Origin of the sequence: Paenibacillus sp. SN-8-1, assembly GCF_050995535.1 — a bacterium.
Taxonomy (GTDB): Bacteria; Bacillota; Bacilli; order Paenibacillales; family Paenibacillaceae; genus Fontibacillus.
The window spans coordinates 1,082,919-1,102,555 of the sequence record NZ_CP194782.1 but is presented as its reverse complement, the minus strand read 5'-3'; the positions used below and the strand labels follow the sequence as shown (position 1 = coordinate 1,102,555).

The following is a 19,637-nucleotide window of genomic DNA, read 5'->3' as shown; positions in this document are numbered from 1 at the left end:
GTGACCCTTAAGGGATACTCATTCTTCGAACGAGACTGCGATGAATTCCTACCGAAGCAATTACTCCGACGAACCCTAATGGGTTCTCATCCCCACTTGAAGCTGTTAATGAAGGTGGTGACCCGTAGGGGATTCGAACCCCTGTTACCTCCGTGAAAGGGAGGTGTCTTAACCCCTTGACCAACGGGCCATGTTTTAGGTATTTCGAGTTGCTCTCGTGTGACAACAAAAATGAGTATATCAAAAACGGATAAGGCTGACAAGCTTTTTTTTATAACATTTTTGATAAAGATGAATTTTTGCCAAAAAACGAACTCTAGGCGGTCGGAAATTAACCCATAGACACAGGACTAATCATGAATCACGAATATCGTCCAAAGCTCATTCATCCACAAATTGACCTTGCAGATAGAACATGAAGCTGCCCCCCCCCTCTTAACCTGACCCACTCAGGTTAGAAGGACAAAATAAAAACAGGGGATTCTAAACTTAGAAGCCCCTGTTCGTTATGTAAGATCATGATATGTGAATTATGGCGGAGAGAGAGGGATTCGAACCCTCGCACCACTTACGCAGTCTAACCCCTTAGCAGAGGGTCCCCTTATAGCCACTTGGGTATCTCTCCAAATAGAAATGGCTCCCCGAACAGGACTCGAACCTGTGACAACTCGATTAACAGTCGAGTGCTCTACCAACTGAGCTATCAGGGAACAATAATTTATACTTCAATTAATTTATCATGATGGCTTAACAAAGTCAAGGAGTTTAGGGATAACTGCCTCCTGGAAATTATTGAACATCATGTGAAAGACCCAGCCTACAGGCCAGGTCTTTGTAATGGAAACTCAGGAATCCTTTCTGTGGTGATCCAGACCGATAATCATAATGATGAGCACAAGCAGTTGAATAAGCAGTTCAGCACTCATGGTGCCTCTCCTCCATTCCATCCGCAAAATACTCCTTCGGTCCAGCTCTCCTCTCCCCAGGGCTATTCCTTGTACGTTCCCACTATCATGTATATGTAAGACATGTTCACTTATGAGCACACAAGTCGCTTAATAATGTAAAATATATCCTAAATTCCTTTGCCACCTAGCGGGTTAAGTTTAATTTGTTCTATCCCAGTGATGAATGGCTTGGCTCTTTCAATAAGCACTCTTGCCTCCTCTAAGGTAAGCGAGGCTTTATGGGCTGATGGATCGTTCCATATTTCGGTCACCCAAATGCTATTCGTCTCGTTATCTGGAATGTTAACCACATACAGGTCACAGCCCTCCACTGATTCCATCCCACTTGCAACTGCAAGCAGTAAATCAACCAAGGCGTCACGTTGACCTTCATGAGTCTTGAATTTTGTATATAATCCAAATTTGCTCATACTTATCCTCCTTTAGGTAACATAGATCAACTTTCTTTCTTATTCGAGGTCTCCATCCCACATTCCTTGCTGTAAAGCTAACCTGATACTATATAGATTGAACCTAAGAATTACCCATAGGTAAGAGAGAAACTGAATCTTAAGAAGCAATGCATTCGCCTATGTGACCGGAGTTTCACCTTATTAAATCCTGGGGATAGTGATCCTTAAGGCCATTCACTTCGCTGCCTTATGATCGATATTCCTACTTATATAGGCAAAATAAAAAGAACCCTCATCTCCGCCTCTGGAAACCTGGTTCTTGTGTTTGATCAAGTACATCTTCTCATGTTTGGTTTTGGTCTTCCTTGTTCTCATATCTGTAAAAACAAAGGGGCTTCTTCCGGCCTCAGGATTGCGTCTGCCTTCACGGCTCAGCTTGTCTCTTTGCTTCTTGGCATTTGATTTGGCCAATGGGATCACTCCTCATTCTTGAATTGATCTCAAGTATATCACGGGCGATCGTTGACTGAGAATATTAAAGTTCTGCCATCCTCAAGGTTCCAGAGCATCTTCCACAGCGATAGCGGCCAGGATCAACCTTTCGCTTGCGCAAATATTCCATCCGGCAGCGTGTACAGACCAGCTTGTAGCGGTATGGCTGTGATCTTCGGCCAGAAGTACCCGGCAGCGATTGGCAGTAGCGGCTGCCCTCGACCTTGTGCAGTAAGGCCTTAAACTCAGGATCTCTATGCTGGTACCCTCTTCCTGCCAAATGCAGGTGATAGTGGCACAGCTCGTGCTTGATAATCTTCTCGACTTCCTCTCTTCCGAAGGCTTCAAGCTGATGAGGATTGATATCAATATGATGGGTTCTCATGAAATATCTGCCGCCTGTCGTTCTAAGCCGCGCGTTGAAGGAAGCCTTATGCCGAAACGGCAGACCAAAGCTGTGTAGGGATATCTCCTCTACCCATGCCTGCAGCTCATCGTTAGTCACAGGTATCATCTCTCCTTTTTTGCCGTCCAGAAATCCCGGTACATACACTTGAATTTTAACTTCTGATTACGCTACACTGTCAAGTAGGAATCATTGGAGGGAGTCATCCATTTATGCAGACTATGCGTTACGTCATTTTACAATTAGATCATGAACTGCAATTCGTGGAAATGCCCGCGGATTATGCCTATCAGCTGAGCGCTTTGAATCTTCGCCTTCACAAGGAGATTGCCAAGCTGACAGCTGAGCAAATTCCCGCTCTTCCCAAAGCGGTAGCTGAGTGCGACCGGCTTGATCTGCTTGAAGAGACTAGCCACATCACCAGTGGACTTGATTACATCAACACATTAGAAGCTTCATTCTCTTCGATTAAGGAGACCAGCTATCCTCTTATCTCGCTGCTAACCGAGATCCGCGCTCTACAGGCCCAGCTCGAGCAGTGGTACGAGGAAGAGGCAGAACAATCCGTGTAGGACCTGCACACTTCCGGGCTTCTCCCCATATGCTATGCATATTAAGGGAATCCGACAGGAGGTTGAGCCTTTTGCCAAAATGGCTCTGCAATCAAATCATGCGGGCTTTTCATAAGAAGGACCGGCGCCAGATCAAGCTGCTTAACGAGTGCTGGTTCTTCTACTACAATCGCTCCGAAGACAATCATAAGGCAGGTCAGCTGTAATCATTGACAGTTCCTAAGAAGCCATCTCTAACGCCGTTACGGCTTAGTGATGGCTTCTTGTCTTTAAGAGAGATACAAGGGTGTAATTCCATATATTAGGTGGATAGGTACTGCTAAGCCAAAAAAGAACGCTATGCCTAAGTCCTGCCGGACTTGCCTCAGATAAGCTGAATATCTCATCAAAAAGAAGGTTGTCCACGGCAGATCAACTGCCAGAAGACAACCTTCTGTGTGCTTATATTCTAGTTCTTCTCGGGATCACGCATCGTCAGGCCAACCCGGCCTTTCTTCACGTCCACGTTGAGAACCCAGACGGTCACATTATCACCAACGGATACAATATCCATAGGGTGCTTCACATACCCGCTGCTGAGCTGCGAAATATGAACAAGCCCATCGCTCTTGATCCCGATATCCACGAATGCGCCAAAGTCGATTACGTTACGTACCGTACCCTGTAGCTTCATCCCAGGGACAAGGTCCTCAATCTTCAGTACATCCGTACGGAAGATTGGCAGCGGCAGCTCCTCACGGGGATCACGCCCCGGACGCTGCAAGCTCTCCAGGATGTCTTTCAGTGTGGGTACACCCACGCCAAGGCTCTCAGCAAGCGGCTCGGGCTGGAGACTCGACAGCTGGGCAGCCACTTCTTTGGAGCCCAGCTGCTGCGGCTCGATATTCAGCTCTTTAAGCAGGCGGGTGACCACCGAATAAGATTCCGGGTGAATCGGCGTGCGATCAAGCGGATCGCTTCCTCCCGGAATACGCATAAAGCCAATGCACTGCTCATAGGTCTTGGCTCCAAGACGCGGAACCTTCTGAAGCTGCTTGCGGTTCGTGAACTTGCCGTTCTCTTCGCGGTACTTCACAATGTTCTTCGCCGTTGTAGCATTAACACCAGAGACATAGGACAGTAGTGACGGGGATGCGGTGTTCACATCCACACCGACATGGTTAACCGCAGATTCAACGACCGTCTTCAGGCTCTCCTCCAGATGCTTCTGGGAGACATCATGCTGGTACTGGCCGACCCCAATGGCTTTGGGATCGATCTTAACGAGCTCGGCCAGAGGGTCCTGCACCCGGCGGGCGATAGAGACCGCGCTCCGCTCAGCGACGTCGAGCGCGGGGAACTCCTCCTGCGCGAGCTTCGATGCGGAGTAGACGCTGGCCCCAGCCTCGCTGACGATCAGGTAAGCGAGCTCCTGCTCTTGACGTTCGGCGATGATTTCAGCGACGAACTGCTCGGATTCGCGCGAAGCCGTTCCGTTCCCGATGACAATGAGCTGAATGGCGTACTTATCAATCAGCTCATTAAATTTGGCGGCAGCTTCGCGCTTCTTGTTATGCGGCGGTGTCGGATAGGTCACTGCCACCTCAAGCAGCTTGCCCGTGTCGTCGACAACGGCAAGCTTGCAGCCTGTCCGGTAGGCGGGGTCCACGCCAAGGACGTTCTTGCCCTTCACCGGCGGCTGCAAAAGCAGGCTGCGAAGGTTGCCTGAGAAGATCGAGATGGCCTGATTCTCGGCCTTCTCCGTCAGCTCGGCTCTTACCTCACGTTCAATGGACGGAGCAATTAACCGTTTGTAGGCATCTTCAATCACGGTATGAAGCGCAGCCTCTACCGGAGAATGCCCTTTGATGATTTGGCCGGCAATATACTTGTGAACCGGCTCTGCCGGGACATCCAGCGAGACTTTCAGCACATTCTCACGCTCGCCCCGGTTAATAGCCAGAATACGATGCGGCGGCATCTTCTTGGCCAGTTCCCGGTAGCTATAATACATCTCATAGACCGATTCTTGTTCCGCATCCTTCGCTGCCGTATCAATCATGCCATGATCGAACGTATATCTGCGTACCCAGGCTCGAACCGAGGCATCGTCAGCAAGGATTTCAGCCACAATATCCATGGCTCCCTGTACGGCTTCCTCTGCAGATTCCACTCCCTTGTCCACGTTGACATAGCTCGCAGCCTCAGCTAGCAGGTCACCCTGCTTAGGCTGGGATAAGAGCCATTCGGCCAAGGGCTCAAGTCCCTTCTCCTTCGCTACACTCGCGCGCGTCTTGCGCTTCTGGCGGTAAGGGCGATAGAGATCCTCCACTTCCTGCAGCTTGCCTGATTGCTTAATTGCAGCAGCCAGCTCCTTCGTAAGCTTACCCTGTTCATCAATAATTCGGATGACTTCACGCTTGCGTTCTTCGAGGCCGCGCAAGTAGGCTGCCCGTTCTTCAATATTGCGAAGCTGGTTCTCGTCCAGCTCTCCCGTCATTTCCTTCCGGTAGCGGGCAATGAACGGGATCGTATTCCCTTCGCCCAGCAGCCCGATCGTTGTGCGTATTTGTTTGACGGAGATCTGCAGTTCCTTGGCGATCTGCTGAATAATCCGCTCTTGCTCTTCCGCTTGCACATCCTGAGGCGTAACTTCCGCCAACGTCTCGATATCTGACAAATCCAATCCCTCTTTCTCTAAACTATATGTAACTTATTATCACAAACTTCAGCTTATATTGCCAGCCGCCTAATGCCCCAAATAAAAAATGCGCCCAAGTCTCCCCGGCGCACCTTTTATAATCAGGTCATGTTTTAGTTAGAAATCAATCAGTCCCACACTGATAAGCAATGACTCATCCACCTTCTTCATCGTCTCTTCATCAAGGTGGGTGATCTTGTCAGTCAGCCTTTGCTTGTCAATGGTTCGTATCTGCTCCAGTAAAATGACGGAATCCCGGTCAAACCCGTGTGTAGCCGCTTCAATCTCAACATGAGTCGGCAGCTTTGCCTTCTGAATTTGAGCCGTAATCGCAGCAACTATGGCCGTTGGGCTGAAACGGTTCCCGATATCGTTCTGGATAATAAGCACCGGTCTTACCCCTCCCTGCTCGGAACCGACAACAGGTGAGAGGTCAGCAAAAAATACGTCACCGCGCTTTACGATCATGTTCACACCCCGCTTACTAGCCGGTCCAGAGTACTGTCCGCATCTTCCTCCGCGTGGAACGCTTCAGAGGCCATGGTCAGGTTAATCTTCGCCATCTCCATGTAACCGCGCTGCATGGACTCACGGATGTAACGCTTCTTCCGCTCGTTCAAGTAGAGCTTCATTGCCTGCCTAATAAGTTCACTGCGGTTGGAATTCTCCAGAGCTACAATCCCATCCACTTCTTGCAAAAGATAATCTGGCAAGCTGATCATGATTCTTTTGGTGCTCTGCATATTGGCCAATTACTTTACACCCCCACAAACCTTTCGACCTTCTTCCCTAGGACCAGTATATCATTATCCAAGGAAATTTATACAAAGGAATATATGCTCCCTGTATATCAAGTATGCTGCATCTCATTATAAACGGAAACTACAATGGCGTACATACCATTTGTCATTTTCCAATTACTTGATATATTCGGGATGCTCCAAAACAATTCCTTCATACCGGTAAAAACTTTAGGGTAGTAAATTACACTTGGCCGGGCACAACCAGCGGATTCACCCTGAGTTCAGGCACTCCTGAACGTGTGTAAAGCCGCGGTATGCGGTGAGCCAGCATGCAAATAATCTCGTAGGGGATGGTGCCGAGCTCTGAAGCCAGTTCGCCTGCGGTGATGGTCTCTCCGCCCTGCTGACCTATGAGGACAACCTCTTCTCCAGCTTGAATTTCCTCTGCCATACCGGCAAAAGTTTGTAATGATACCATACACTGGTCCATGCAGATCGTTCCAACGACAGGAACGCGGCGTCCGCGGATCAGAACCTGCGCCTTCCCCGTCAGCATACGTGAATAGCCATCCGCATAACCGATCGGAAGCGTACCAATCAGCTCCTCGGATTCAGTCGTATAGCGTATTCCATAGCTGATGCCTGAATGCGGGGGCAGCGTCTTGACGAAGACAACCTGTGTTTTCAGCGTTAATACCGGGCTTAGCTTCACCTTAGTCTGCTCGACCTCTTCCGAAGGATATAGACCGTATAGAGAAATACCTATACGAACCATATCGCAAGAGATCTGCGGCATATCTACGGCGACAGCACTGTTGCCCGTATGTATAATCGGGATCTCATAACCTTGCTCCCGCAGTGCTTCGCACGCGCCCTGAAAACGTCTGTACTGCTCCAGTGTATAGGTCTTATCTTTCTCATCTGCCGTCGCAAAGTGGGTAAATAAACCCTCTACCTCCACATGCGGTACTGCCATCGCTTCACCGACAAATCGGGTCAGCCTCTCACCGGGTAACAGACCCAGCCGTCCCATTCCCGAGTCCACTTTAATATGAACCTTAAGCTTATGCGGGAATTGGGAGGACTTCATTTCCTGAATAGCCGTCAGCACATCGTCACTGAACAGAGCAATCGTTACATCGTTCTCCCAAGCCACCTGAACACCATGCGGCGGCACATACCCGAGTACCAGGATGGGCAGCGTAATGCCTGCCTGCCGCAGCTCCAAAGCTTCATCCAGAAATGCTACGCTAAGATAATCAGCACCCACGCGCTGCATTTCCTTGGCTACCTGGACAGCCCCATGGCCGTAAGCATTAGCTTTAACACAGGCCAAAAGCTTCATACCTTCAGGCAGAGCCTGACGGAATGCCAAATAGTTGGCTTTGAGTGCGTCCAGATCAACTTCTACTTGGGTGGGTCGATAGTTTACTTGCAATGAGGTCACCTTCTCTAATGTTTGAAAATCCATTAACACAATAAATTAATGTTAATGTTCGCAAGGATGGCTGTCAATTGCGATAGAGAAACCTTTTTCTGCAAATAAACCCGCTAACCGGGAGAAGAAACCGAATAACACTCCACTTTCATCAGCAGATAAAAAAAGAGGACGGAAGGACGGTGTGAAGGGAAGAGGATCATTCCTCCCAACAGCCGTTATCCGTCTACCTACTATTATTTACCCGGTTGGTCCTGCATAGAAGCGGCAATCTTGATCATTTCATTTGCTGGAAGGTTGTTGCTGGTCAGATTGAATTCAAGGCCATCCACTGTCCAGGCCAGGTTCTGCGTCTCTTGATCTGAACCCGTCAGATATCCCCAAGTGAAGCCTAGATCGATAACCTGACCATTTGCCGCTAAAGATACTGAACGGTCTGCTGCTCTGCCCTCGGTCAGTGTATATTGGTATGTTCCATCATAACGAAGCAGTACCGCACTGTTCTCACTGCCTTCGACGACCTTCTCTTCTTTCTTGGCTACCCCCTCAGGAAGGTAGGTTGGCATAATGACCCCGAAGGTCTCACTCAAAGCAGGAAGCTTGGCAGAATCCCCAGCCGCCTTATTGTCCTTGTCCCCAGGCTCAGCTGTTGTATCCTTGGTGCTCTTGGACGCATCAGCCGCTTGGTTCTGATCCGGGGTCTTCTCGACTAATTGTCCGTTCTCGTCCACTTCCAAAATCGTGCCCTTGGAGTTCGGCGTAGAAGCATTTTTCAGGTTCTGCTGCATATCGAATGACTTTTTGTCAAAACCGGCATCGAATTTGAACTTGTCAAACTTCACTTCAACGACGACATTAGCGCTCGAATCTGAAACCTGGACCTGTTTTGGAGCATAGTCCTTCTTGTTCAGCCAAATTTTCTGACGAACCAGGGTCTGGGTGTTATAATTGGCAGCCACATCAAAAACATAGCTGTCCTTATCATCCACAAACTGACGGGAAGTGTCGTTCAGAATGCTGCGAACCAAGGTCTGATACAGATATACCTGTCCTTGATTCTCCGGCCAATCGCTCTGGAAACGGAAGCTCTTGTTCAGGCTCGGTGTTAGCACGTACACCCCTTGATCGTTGCGAAGCACAATCTGGGTCACATCTTTTTGCGCGTTCGTTAAAGCAATGCGGTAATAGGACGGGTTCTGATACCATACCTCCACCCGGTATTCTTGAGGCTTCTCGCCGGTATGTAGGGTCATCGTTCCCGTACCTTCATAACTTTCCATCTTTGTAACGACTTGATCCAAGTCTTTGACAACATCAGCAGAATTCTTCGTTCCGCAAGCAGCCAGCAGCATGCTGAAAGCTATCACCATGGTTAGCACCCATGTGATTCGACGCATGGTATCATCCCCTTAGCCCATATGAATTTTCCTAAACTTGATACATGTCTATGTGAGAACTTGGACGATTATGCGGACATGTTTGACAAGCCGGGACTTTACATAGGAGCTTCAAAAAACTACCAAAACAAAAAAGAAACCCTAGGTCATCAATGACCCGGGTTTCTCTACAATAAGGAAGCCAAATGACTTCCCCTCAGGTTGACAGCATATTCTGGGCTTCAGCAGCTGACTGGCGGCTTGTTATGTGACGTGCGCTGCGAGCTACCAGTGGTGTCTGTGGTGTCTTCTTCTAGGCCGTTCCAGCAGAATAATGGCAAGCAGATCGAAAAGGACCAGAGGCAGAATCAGGGGTGCAAAAGTGACATGAGCCTTCGTATCCTTACCGTGCAGCGAGGAGGTATTCAAATACAGCCGCTTGCCCGATACTTTTACAATAGTTCCGTACAGGATACTGCCTGTCTTGGTCTTGATCTTAACCCGTTTGTTCAAATACTTGCGAGCTTTCGCATGATTGGACAATTTTGCCATTGGTTATCACCTCCACAGGGGTTCATGTCTCAATTTACGCAGTCATAAGCCTGTTGGTGTGGGCTGGCCTGTAATATCTCACGCAAATTCATATCGACGCGTTCTCGCTAAGAGGTCACGCCGGGCTTCCGAACCGCCTGCTGCCCAGTCTTCGCTGCCCTCTGAAAATGAACCCCTACCACCCATTTACCAAATGGGAGCTTCGCCAGTATCCACGTAAAGAGGCTGCACATCACCATACATAATATAAAAGCGATCAGGGTGCGCAGGGTGATACTCCATTCCGCGAACAAGCTGCCTTCCAGTGTATAAGCAATCCGCAGGACCCCGGCATGCATCAGGTAGGCTCCATAAGATAACACACTTACTCTAGTAAGCATTCGCAGCAAGAGCGGATTTCCGCTAGTCTTCATAGCCATCGCAATCCGGTAGAGTACAAATATGGAACTGGTCAGGAAAACAACCATAAGCGGCTGCAGCAGGGCAACTCCGTTAAAATTAATATGCAGGCCGTCCTCTCGCTGAAAACCATTCACGAGCCGGTAGAAAAAGTAGGCTGTGAAACCGATAAATACCGGCCAGTAGAGACGCTGTCCCTTCCTAACCCATAACTGCCATCTGGTAACGTTCATCCCGGCAGCCGCGCCCAGCAGGAAATAAAATAAATAATAGAGCACATTCCGGTCCGCATAATTGGTGAACAGCGGGGTAAGCACTGAAATATCCGCTGCGGTGAACAGACCCCCGATCATTCCGATGAGTGGCATTAGCCCTATATAGGCTGCCCCTGCTGCGGCAACGACCCATGGACGAACCGATGGACGCAGACGATCAGATATTCCCCGGACGACATACCGGAACAGCGGGAACAGCAGATAGAACTGGACCATCATGAACACATACCATAAATGAAAGCTTGATTTCCCCGTGATTAACCTCTCCCCAGCAGCTAAGACCTCGTGAAGCTTCGCTCCCGGAAGGGCATGGTTCAGGAACATATAAAATACGGACCAAATGAAGAAGGGAGCTCCAATGTCCTTGATTCTTTTACCTAGAAAAGACAGATAATTCAGCTGGCCGTCATAATTATAGAAGAGTACCATTCCAGTAATAAAAATAAATACGGGTACCGCAAATTTCGAAAGGATCACGAGCAGCGCCAGCAGCGCGCCGTCGGCAAGTCCAGTCTCCTTCAGGTAGCCATAATGGGCAACCGCATGCTGAAATACAACCCCCGCAAAGGCAATCCCTCTAAGGAGTTCAATTTCTAGTATTCTTTCTTTCGATATCCGAGTCATCACACGCTCCTATTCTGTTACTCTGAATTCGCTTATCTATTATAACAGGATTGTCCTAACTTCAAGTTCCCCGAATAAATGGAAATAGGAAAAGGAGCCGTCCCAAAGTCATAAGACGGCCCCCTATTTGTCTAGGAGTTCGGTTTGTGTTCGAAAGACTCCGAGAACGAACGTTGCTCCCATCGCTGTTGGTTTTGGATTTCTAGAATGAGTGTTAAGCGGATGAAATCCAAAACCAAAGGCGACCGCTAGCGCTTGTCCGCAATCGTTCGTCTCTCCGCAGGCTTCGACGAAATTGCTCCAAAAAAACAAACAAATAAAAGCAAAAGAAGCCGTTCCTTTACTTGCCTTTGGAACGGCTTCTTTGCAAGAGATTAGTCAGGTCATCTTGGCTTACAATACGTTAACCATTACCTTCACAGCTGCTTCGCCGGAACCAGCACTTCCTGCTTCACTTTCTCACGGCGTGAGCCCATGAAGCTGTAAATGACCGGCACGATAAGCAGGGTAAGCAGAGTTGAACTGACAAGTCCGCCGATCACCACCACCGCAAGAGCACGGGATACTAATCCGGCCTCGGTGGATAGGGCCAGAGGAAGCAAGGCCCCAACTGTCGCAATAGCTGTCATCAGAATCGGCCGCACGCGGGTAACCCCGGCCTCAATCAAGGCCTCACGTCTCTCCATCCCCTTCTGTTCATTCTGCTTCACACGGTCAAGCAGCACGATCGCATTGGTTACCACGATGCCGTTCAGCATAAGAAGTCCAATCATAGCCGACATTCCGATCGGTTCACCTGCCAGGAACAACCCGCCAATCGCTCCAATGACAGAGAACGGAATGGAAGCGAGAATGACAAACGGCAGCATCGCCTGCCCGAAGGCCAGCAGCATCACGAAATAGACAAGCACAATGCTAATCAGCAGGGCAATCCCCATGTTAACGAAGCCTGCATTCATTTCCTTGGCGGCACCTTCAGAGGTCCAGGAAACTCCATTCGGCAGCTTTAGGGCATTGATGGCCGCGAAGGCATCACTACTAACTTTGGCTGAGTTGTTATCGGTGATAGCCGCGTAGACCTCCATATATTCTTTCTCGTCCAAATGGGCAACCATGGTCCGGCTTTGGACCTTCTTGATCTTACCCAGATCCCCAAGCTTCACATGTTGGCCCAGCGCACCGGTTACTTCCTGCTCTCTCAGCTGCTCGGCAGATCCCGTATGGCCCGTCTGCAGCTGTAGGATTACATCGGATGGCTTATTATTAATGTCCATACTTGCAATGGTGCCCCCGGTAACCATCATTCTGAGGCTTGAGGCAATCTGGGCTGGAGTCAGCCCATTCTCGGCCACTCGCTCATGATTCAAATCAATCGCAATTTCTGGCTTCTCTCCTTGAGCTGAGCTTCTCACATCCGCCAAGCCATCAATCTTGCGGATCGCGGCTGCAATTTGATTGGCTCCTTCCACGATCGATTCCTGATTAGGCCCATTGACGATAATGCTCAAATTGTTCCCGCCGATCCCACCAAGACCCACTAGTACAATACTTTCAGCGCCCTTGATATCGGTGAATTTTTTCCGAAGCTCTTCGCCAATTCGGTTCGTATCCGCTTCCTCAGTTACTTTGAAGGAGACACGTCCATCTTCATTACCTGCGCGAATAAAGGTTCGTTCCACTCCCGGTTCAGCCTTGACTGCCTGCTCGACCGCTTTAACAACCTTCTGCGTTACGGCACCATTCGTCCCTACCGGCATCGTGACATCGACATTAAAGTTGGTCGGTTTATCCGAGGGCAGGAAGTTAAAACCGATTGCGCCCGCAGCAGGAATTGCCATACTTCCAGCAAGAAGGACAATCGCCAGAGAGAGCGTCACAGCCCGGTGACGAAGAACTCCTGACAGCATTCTGCGGTATAGCTTCTGCAAGCCGCCCTCCTTATGCTCCCTGTGCTTAATCTTAAGCAGGAACAGCCTCGACATGAGCGGAACAATGGTCACCGCGACCAGGAGCGAGAACAACAGTGAGATCACAATGGTCCAAGCTAACGGCACGAAGAACTTACCTACAATTCCCGGCACGAATGCCAGGGGCAGGAAGACCGCTACCGTCGTAAGCGTTGAGGAAGTGATGGCTGATGATACCTCTCGGGTAGCCTGCTCGACCAGCTCCGAATCCCGTTCCTGAGCTCCACGTACCCGGCGGAATACATTCTCAATGACTACAATCGAGTCATCCACTACCCGCCCGATCGCTACGGCGATTCCTGCAAGGGTCATCATGTTCAGTGTATAACCCAGCTGGTTCAGTACGATAAATGAAGCCAGCATCGACAGCGGTATGGAAATTACAGCTATCAAGGTGGAGCGCAGGTTGCGCAGGAACAGCAGCGTTACCGCAACAGCCATCAGACAGCCGAGCAGCACTTCCCGCAGCATGCCATAGACTGAGTGCTCTATATCCTCGGATTGATCCAGCATCAATTCCTGCTTGACCCCGGCGGGAATCGCAAGACCTGATAACTTATTCTTGATCTGCTTAACCATCCCTACGGCGTCATCTCCACCCTTCGACAGAACGCTGATTGTTACTGCCGGCTCCCCGTTCATATGGGTAATGGTCTCTTCGGGCGCACGATAAGTAATATCTGCGATCTCACCCAGTGTAAAGGAGTTCAGCTTGGCTTCCCCTTGTGGTGTACTCTGGGGCATAGCCGCTGCGAACAAACGAATATTCTTGATATCTTCGACGGATCCCAGTGTATCATCCATACGAACAGGCAAAATCTGTGAAGGTGTCTTGATGTCACCAATCGGTATGTTCACATGATTCGCTGTAATCATCTGCTGGACCTGATCGAGGGTAAGACCTTTCTCTTTCAGTCTGTCCGGTTTAATCTGTATGTATATTTTCTTATCCTGAATGCCCTTCACTTCGACCTGACCAATACCCTCTACGGCTTTAACAGCCGGAACAGCTTCATCCTCCACGAACCGCTGCAGCTTCTCTTGGTCTGCTCCGCTATAAGCTACAGTATAGATCTCGGGATCAAGCTTCTCGCTGAAGAAGACAGGCTCACCTGTGCCTTCAGGGAGCTTGGCTTTGGAGACGACGTTACGCGCTTCCTCCTCAATCTTGTCCATGCTCACCGACATGCTGGTTTTGATAACGCCTGAGTATGCATTCGGTGCTCCCCAGGTATATACGCCTGTGACCCCATCAATATTTCTGAATTCCTTCTCAAGAACCTCACCCACGTCTCTTATGGACTGCTCAGGTGATGCCCCAGGATACACGATATTTACATGCAGATAAGGGATCTCCACATCCGGGTACTTCTCCATCTTCATTTGACTGACCGCATAGTAGCCTCCTGCAGCCAGTAACACTACCAATAACAATACGGCAGTGGCATTCTTCATACTAAAACGAATTATTGAATTCAATTCCTTCTTCCTCCCCAAAATTTGTCTCTCACGTTGAAAAGTATAGGTTACCTTGCATGGGACCGAATACCTTCTAGAGGAGGTAATTAAATCTGGACCTTAGAGCCGTCAATCACTGGACTTTGGCCCAGTAGCCAAATGGTGCAATCTGTGCTTAATTATAATTAAGGAACCAAAGTTACATTTTTTGCTATATACTCCAAGATACCGGATGACGAACAGATCAGACTTAGTTCATATCATTAGCATTTGGGCATATGAACAAGTAGGAGAGGAATGAAATTATATGAAGCGTAAGGAGAGGAATGAAATTATATGAAGCATAAAGAGAAACAGCTTGTAAAAGAGTTCGCCACGGATTCAAGGGTATTGTTCATCACATTTATGTTGTTCCTATATGCGGCTATTACGATCATCACACCCTATAGCCGATGGATGTGGCCCGCAGTCTTAGGAGGATTACTGGTCTTTTTCATTGTTGAATACGTCTCGCACCGATTTATCCTGCATGGATGGCTGTCCAGAATCATGCCAAAGGCTCATGAAGGTCATGACAAGCACCACAAGAATCCTCAGGATTTCAAGGACATGCTCACACCTAACTCTTACAACGTACCGGTGCATCTCTTATTCTGGCTCGTCTTCACATTAGCTTTCCAAAGCATTCACCTAGGTAGTGCGCTCATGTTCGGTGTAGCCGCTTATCATCTGCTGTATGAATGGGTACATTATGTCTCGCACCGGCCGATCACCCCCCGTACACGCTTTGGGAAGTGGATGAAGAAATACCACTTACTTCATCACTTTAAAGACTCCCAGCACTACTTTGGAGTCACCAATCCTGCTCTGGACATGATGCTTGGAACTGACCAGCTCCCCCCTGGAATCCAGGGTTCATCAGAGAGGACAGCTCACGCCGAGGACGAGAGTCTAACCGGATGAAGAAGACACCTTTCCCATATGGTTCTGCATTGACTAACGCCAAGCTTGCCTATTATGCTGTAATAGATATTGTCAGCAGGGAAAGGAACATGCATCTTGGCACAGTTATACTTCAAGTACGGAGCAATGAATAGCGGCAAGTCCATTGAGATCCTAAAGGTAGCCCACAATTATGAGGAACAGAACAAGCCCGTTCTAATCTTCACTCCGGCTATTGATACCCGGGATGAAGTCGGATTCGTGTCGTCAAGGGTAGGGATGCGCAGAAAGGCCATACCGATCTATGAGGACACAGATATATTTGGCATTGTGAAGAATCATGAACCGAGGCCATACTGCGTACTGGTGGATGAGTGCCAGTTCATGAAGAAAGAAGGGATCATGCAGCTAGCCCGTATCGTAGATGAGCTGGACGTACCCGTAATGGGATTCGGCCTTAAGAATGACTTCCAGAACCATTTGTTCGAGGGCAGTGAGCAGATGCTCATCTATGCCGACAAATTAGAAGAAATGAAGACGATTTGCTGGTTCTGTGAACGCAAAGCCACTATGAATCTCCGGGTAGAGAATGGCAAGCCCGTATATAGTGGCGAACAGATTCAGATCGGCGGCAGCGAAGCCTATTATCCGGTATGCCGCAGATGCCATGCGAATCCTCCGTTATAAATCATAGAGGGGGTGTTCCCGAGGTTCATTGACCTTGGGAACACCCCCTCTATCTATTCTAAGAGATTAACGCAGCGGGCAGCTCTTAATCTACTTTTTGCCCCATGTATTCATCTTCATTCCCCAGATCGTATCCTTCCTGTATCCGGCCGCTGCTTGCAGCTCGGGCAGTCTTGGGTCATGCGGATAGTGCCGCTCCAGATATGACGTGAACCTAGCTCTTAACCCTATCTCCAATTCCAGCTTATTGAACTCATTTGGTCGTGCCTCCAGATAAGCCAAACAGCGTTCCCACTCGGGTAAATCATCTTTCGAAGAGTGCCCCGTCTCCACCCTATCCGCCAATAAATGAATCTCTTTATAAATACGCCTGATGCGTGCGGATACTAGCTGCTTATTATTGAACAAGATCAGCAGGACAAACAATATTATAATAACAATCCACATGCTAATAAAATCCACCTCCATGCCCTCTACTAATGTATGCGTTTTCCACTCCTCAATCCTAAGCTATTTCACCGTGGTCGACAATTCATTTTTGGATATAAAAACTATATAAGTTAAACTATTGAGCTACCCGAAAGGCAGCCGTGTGAAATGTTCTTCCGATCGCAAAGAATATGCTTCCGATGTAGCTTTCTTTCAGAAAGCTTGTAGGCGAACGCTTCGCTTCTCCAGAATCATTTCACACTCTTGCCTGCGGGTAATTCTTAAGTTCAATTTATATAATTATTAAAAGGGAGTTGGAGTTCCAATATATGTTAATATTATGGGGAAATGAAGGGATCTAGCATAGTAAGATTTTTTTTAACAGTCAACTTAATCTTATTAGGGATTGGAGCGTAATGAACGATGCTTATGACGAAGAAAAGGATAGTTCTGTTCTCGCTATTGATTGGATTCTTAACCTTTCTGATTGCATTTGGTATTCTACTTGTCTTCCATAAGAACTGGATGATTTCATTGGTCATTACGGTATTACTAGCGATCGTGTCTTGTCTGTCCAGTTATAGAACAATGGCAAGTGCCTTTAATCTGGACATGAAATAAAGGCGTGCATTGCCCACTCTGACTGCTGATTAACATAACTCAAGTTGTGTTGACATCTTGGAGCATACATATGCTTACTTTGATCTCTTCTCTATCTTGAACTTGATGGAATCTCTGACTCTTGCATTTGTCCTGACTCCTGTCGCCGTAGATTCATAAATATCAGAGACAAAGCAACTACCGCGAGGGTCATCCCAAGCCACCGAAAGCCACTGAAGCTGAACTTGCCCCCCATTACGATACCTATCAACAAGGAAGAGAGAATGGTTCCCAGATATCTGGAGGTATTGAATAATCCAGAGGCTACTCCGATGATTTCTTTGGGTGAGCTTTGGAACAAGGCTGCTTGCATGCCTACATTGTTCAGCCCATTACTAATTCCAAATGCAGCTAGTGCCAAACATACACTGATCAACGGTGACGTTTGATTCAAGGTTACAATCCAAATGGACCCAAATGACATTAGAAGGGCGGATACAAGTAATGCCGGCCGGGGTCCTGACTTATCGATCCATCGTCCTGCCAGTGGTGAAGCCACTAATGAGCACAGGCCCAGGGTCAGCATGAGGATTCCTGTGTGGAACTCGCTGACATGCCGAACGGTCTGCAAGTAGGACGGGAACCCGAAGAAGAGCGAGTAATACAGCAAATTAACAAGTATATATTGGACATTGACAGAGGTCATCCCAGGATGTTTGGCGAATGTGCGCAAAGGAATGAAGGGTGATTTTGATTTTAGCTCATGTCTTATGAATGCCCCCAGCACCACGATCCCGATCAGCAAAGTAATAACATTTCCCGTTGAGATTTGCCCGGATGATTTGACGGATAGTAACCCAGCGAGCAGGGCTACCAGTCCCACTGCGAAGAGCAGGATTCCTGAAGCATCAATTACAGCAAGCCATTTACGAAAAGACATGTCCCGTGCAGCAAGGAATGATGATTGCTCTTCCCTGGGAATAGTCCTCCAAGCGAGCAGAAAGCTCGCCACCACAAACGGAATATTGACCAAAAAGATAGCAGGCCAGCTCCATAAGTGAACCAGAACCCCGCCTACAAAGGGTCCTACTGCTGCGGCTCCGGATAAGAATATGGACAAAACCGACAGCGCGGTAGCTTGTTTCTCCGTAATATGAATGCGTATTATAGCCATTCCCACCGCAACCATCATGCTTGTTCCGATTGACTGCACAATGCGCAGCACAATAAGCATCCCGAAGTATGGTGACAGCGGAGCTAATAAGGAAGCCACGAAGGATATAACAAGCCCTGTTAGAAATATCCGCCTGCGACCGAATAAATCACTGGCCTTTCCCATAACAGGCTGTGCGATCGCACTTGCAATGTAGAAAGAAAATATAATCCAAGACACACCCGTAAAATCAAGCTTAAACACATTTTGCAGACTTGGAAGTGCTACAGAAACCATCGAAGAATTTAATGGGTTGAGTAGAATCCCAAGACACACGGATATCATTAACCACCTGCTTCGAGCACTCATATTTGCTCCCCCTCACTTTTTTTATGTCATCGTACTTGAAAACGGTTATTTATTCCAACGCATTTCATGTTATGATTTCATTGATTAGAAGGAATAAGTGGAGGATGCAAATGGAACTTCTTCAACTGCAGTATTTTCTCACGGTAGCCAGATTGGAGCATGTGACCGAAGCCGCGCGAAGTCTGCATGTAACCCAATCATCACTAAGCAAGACGATTCAGCGCTTGGAGGATGATTTAGGGGTCCCTTTATTCGATCGAATAGGCAGAAAGCTGCGATTGAACGAATTTGGGAACAGCTTCCTGCGCCGTGCTGAAAGAGCGTTGTTTGAACTCGAACAGGGGAAGCAGGAGATTAACGACTTGTCCAGCCCTGAACATGGCACTCTCAAATTGGCGGTGACCACCGCAAGCTCGCTCCCCAATATCCTGCGGGAATTTCGGAAAAAGCGGCCAAATTTACAGTTTCATGTACAAATGCTGAACATGCAGGAAATGATCACACTTCTTCACCGCGGAGAGGTCGATTTCTGCTTGTCCTCCCCCTCTATATATGGAGATGACATCAATACCCAAGTCGTGTGCATCGATCCGGTCCTTGTTGCTGTTCCCAAGGGGCATCCTCTGGCAGAGCGGGATAGCATATCTTTATTGGAATTGAGAGATGAATGGTTTGTCGGAGTAAAAAAGGGCTACGGTGCTCGTGATTTAGTGGACTCGATATGCGAATCCGCCGGATTCACACCCAAATATGTGTATGAGGGAGATGAACCTGCCAGGCTTAGCTCTCTTGTGGAAGCACAAATTGGCATCGCCTTCATTCCAAGCACAGCGAAAAACTCAAATGAGCATATACACTATCTCAAAGTCGAGGATCACGATCTGGTACGGGAGATCGCTTTATTATCACACAAGAGCCGATATATTTCGCGGGCTGCATTGGAATTCCGTGACGTAGTTGTAGAATATTTTGGGGAGATGGCATAATAAACAGCGGCAGAATTAGACTGTATTGTCCGGTCTAATCCTGCCGCTGCTCCTATTTCTATTGTCTATTTAACATAGTCTAGTGATTAAGCATGGTTACTGTAGTTCCAGCTCCCGAAGCTGGATCAG

General features: G+C 48.3%; 19 protein-coding genes and 3 tRNA genes. 6 read left to right on the top strand and 16 right to left on the bottom strand.

Annotation, left to right across the window (positions count from 1 at the left end; all coding sequences use genetic code 11):
* Positions 1–115: 115 nt before the first annotated feature.
* The 6 genes from ACRRNK_RS05180 to ACRRNK_RS05155 form a co-directional block, all read right to left on the bottom strand.
* A tRNA-Glu gene (locus tag ACRRNK_RS05180) sits at positions 116–190 on the bottom strand.
* Positions 191–533: 343 nt separating this feature from the next.
* Positions 534–625 (bottom strand) — tRNA-Ser (locus ACRRNK_RS05175).
* A gap of 9 nt (positions 626–634) precedes the next feature.
* Positions 635–710 (bottom strand) — tRNA-Asn (locus tag ACRRNK_RS05170).
* Between the two features lie 365 nt (positions 711–1,075).
* A complete protein-coding gene (locus tag ACRRNK_RS05165) occupies positions 1,076–1,378 on the bottom strand; it encodes a putative quinol monooxygenase (protein ID WP_433945731.1) in 303 nt (100 codons plus the stop codon).
* A 216-nt stretch (positions 1,379–1,594) separates the two neighbouring features.
* Positions 1,595–1,831 carry a hypothetical protein gene (locus tag ACRRNK_RS05160; RefSeq protein WP_433945730.1) on the bottom strand — a complete coding sequence of 79 codons (237 nt, stop codon included), beginning with the start codon at positions 1,829–1,831 and terminating at the stop codon, positions 1,595–1,597.
* Positions 1,832–1,895: 64 nt separating this feature from the next.
* Positions 1,896–2,357 carry a SprT family protein gene (locus ACRRNK_RS05155; RefSeq protein ID WP_433945729.1) on the bottom strand — a complete coding sequence of 154 codons (462 nt, stop codon included), beginning with the start codon at positions 2,355–2,357 and terminating at the stop codon, positions 1,896–1,898.
* A 113-nt stretch (positions 2,358–2,470) separates the two neighbouring features.
* On the opposite strand from ACRRNK_RS05155, the gene ACRRNK_RS05150 reads away from it, so the two are divergent.
* Positions 2,471–2,830, top strand: coding sequence for a hydrolase/acyltransferase (locus ACRRNK_RS05150; RefSeq protein WP_433945728.1), 360 nt, complete (start codon positions 2,471–2,473; stop codon positions 2,828–2,830).
* A gap of 71 nt (positions 2,831–2,901) precedes the next feature.
* Positions 2,902–3,036: a cortex morphogenetic protein CmpA gene (gene cmpA, locus ACRRNK_RS05145; protein ID WP_433945727.1), complete on the top strand. Its 135-nt coding sequence runs from the start codon at positions 2,902–2,904 to the stop codon at positions 3,034–3,036.
* 242 nt (positions 3,037–3,278) lie between these two features.
* On the opposite strand, the gene ACRRNK_RS05140 is transcribed toward cmpA, so the two are convergent.
* From ACRRNK_RS05140 to ACRRNK_RS05105, 8 genes are all read right to left on the bottom strand, one after another.
* Positions 3,279–5,489 carry a Tex family protein gene (locus ACRRNK_RS05140; RefSeq protein ID WP_433945726.1) on the bottom strand — a complete coding sequence of 737 codons (2,211 nt, stop codon included), beginning with the start codon at positions 5,487–5,489 and terminating at the stop codon, positions 3,279–3,281.
* A gap of 138 nt (positions 5,490–5,627) precedes the next feature.
* Complete coding sequence (locus ACRRNK_RS05135) at positions 5,628–5,978, bottom strand: type II toxin-antitoxin system PemK/MazF family toxin (protein ID WP_127199609.1); 351 nt, start codon at positions 5,976–5,978, stop codon at positions 5,628–5,630.
* Between the two features lie 2 nt (positions 5,979–5,980).
* Entirely contained in the window at positions 5,981–6,262 is a 282-nt protein-coding gene (locus ACRRNK_RS05130; RefSeq protein WP_276575549.1) for a CopG family ribbon-helix-helix protein, read from the bottom strand.
* Positions 6,263–6,494: 232 nt separating this feature from the next.
* Positions 6,495–7,691, bottom strand: coding sequence for an alanine racemase (gene alr, locus ACRRNK_RS05125; protein WP_433946809.1), 1,197 nt, complete (start codon positions 7,689–7,691; stop codon positions 6,495–6,497).
* Positions 7,692–7,927: 236 nt separating this feature from the next.
* Positions 7,928–9,088, bottom strand: coding sequence for a DUF4367 domain-containing protein (locus tag ACRRNK_RS05120; RefSeq protein ID WP_433945725.1), 1,161 nt, complete (start codon positions 9,086–9,088; stop codon positions 7,928–7,930).
* Positions 9,089–9,352: 264 nt separating this feature from the next.
* Entirely contained in the window at positions 9,353–9,619 is a 267-nt protein-coding gene (locus tag ACRRNK_RS05115) for a hypothetical protein (protein WP_433945724.1), read from the bottom strand.
* A gap of 107 nt (positions 9,620–9,726) precedes the next feature.
* Positions 9,727–10,917 carry an acyltransferase gene (locus ACRRNK_RS05110; protein ID WP_433945723.1) on the bottom strand — a complete coding sequence of 397 codons (1,191 nt, stop codon included), beginning with the start codon at positions 10,915–10,917 and terminating at the stop codon, positions 9,727–9,729.
* A gap of 416 nt (positions 10,918–11,333) precedes the next feature.
* Positions 11,334–14,363, bottom strand: coding sequence for an efflux RND transporter permease subunit (locus ACRRNK_RS05105; protein WP_433945722.1), 3,030 nt, complete (start codon positions 14,361–14,363; stop codon positions 11,334–11,336).
* Between the two features lie 315 nt (positions 14,364–14,678).
* Here ACRRNK_RS05105 and ACRRNK_RS05100 point away from each other — a divergent pair, with 315 nt between their 5' ends.
* Positions 14,679–15,305, top strand: coding sequence for a sterol desaturase family protein (locus ACRRNK_RS05100; protein ID WP_433945721.1), 627 nt, complete (start codon positions 14,679–14,681; stop codon positions 15,303–15,305).
* A gap of 96 nt (positions 15,306–15,401) precedes the next feature.
* Positions 15,402–15,971, top strand: a complete 570-nt coding sequence (locus ACRRNK_RS05095; RefSeq protein WP_433945720.1) for a thymidine kinase — start codon at positions 15,402–15,404, stop codon at positions 15,969–15,971.
* A 90-nt stretch (positions 15,972–16,061) separates the two neighbouring features.
* Here ACRRNK_RS05095 and ACRRNK_RS05090 read toward each other — a convergent pair whose 3' ends face one another.
* A complete protein-coding gene (locus tag ACRRNK_RS05090; RefSeq protein ID WP_433945719.1) occupies positions 16,062–16,418 on the bottom strand; it encodes a hypothetical protein in 357 nt (118 codons plus the stop codon).
* Between the two features lie 411 nt (positions 16,419–16,829).
* Between ACRRNK_RS05090 and ACRRNK_RS05085 the strand changes: the two genes are divergently transcribed.
* Positions 16,830–17,021: a hypothetical protein gene (locus ACRRNK_RS05085; RefSeq protein WP_433945718.1), complete on the top strand. Its 192-nt coding sequence runs from the start codon at positions 16,830–16,832 to the stop codon at positions 17,019–17,021.
* Between the two features lie 91 nt (positions 17,022–17,112).
* Here ACRRNK_RS05085 and ACRRNK_RS05080 read toward each other — a convergent pair whose 3' ends face one another.
* A complete protein-coding gene (locus ACRRNK_RS05080) occupies positions 17,113–18,522 on the bottom strand; it encodes an MFS transporter (RefSeq protein ID WP_433945717.1) in 1,410 nt (469 codons plus the stop codon).
* A gap of 110 nt (positions 18,523–18,632) precedes the next feature.
* On the opposite strand from ACRRNK_RS05080, the gene ACRRNK_RS05075 reads away from it, so the two are divergent.
* Positions 18,633–19,508 (top strand): LysR family transcriptional regulator, encoded by an 876-nt coding sequence (locus ACRRNK_RS05075; RefSeq protein ID WP_433945716.1) that lies wholly within the window; start codon positions 18,633–18,635, stop codon positions 19,506–19,508.
* Positions 19,509–19,637 lie beyond the last annotated feature (129 nt).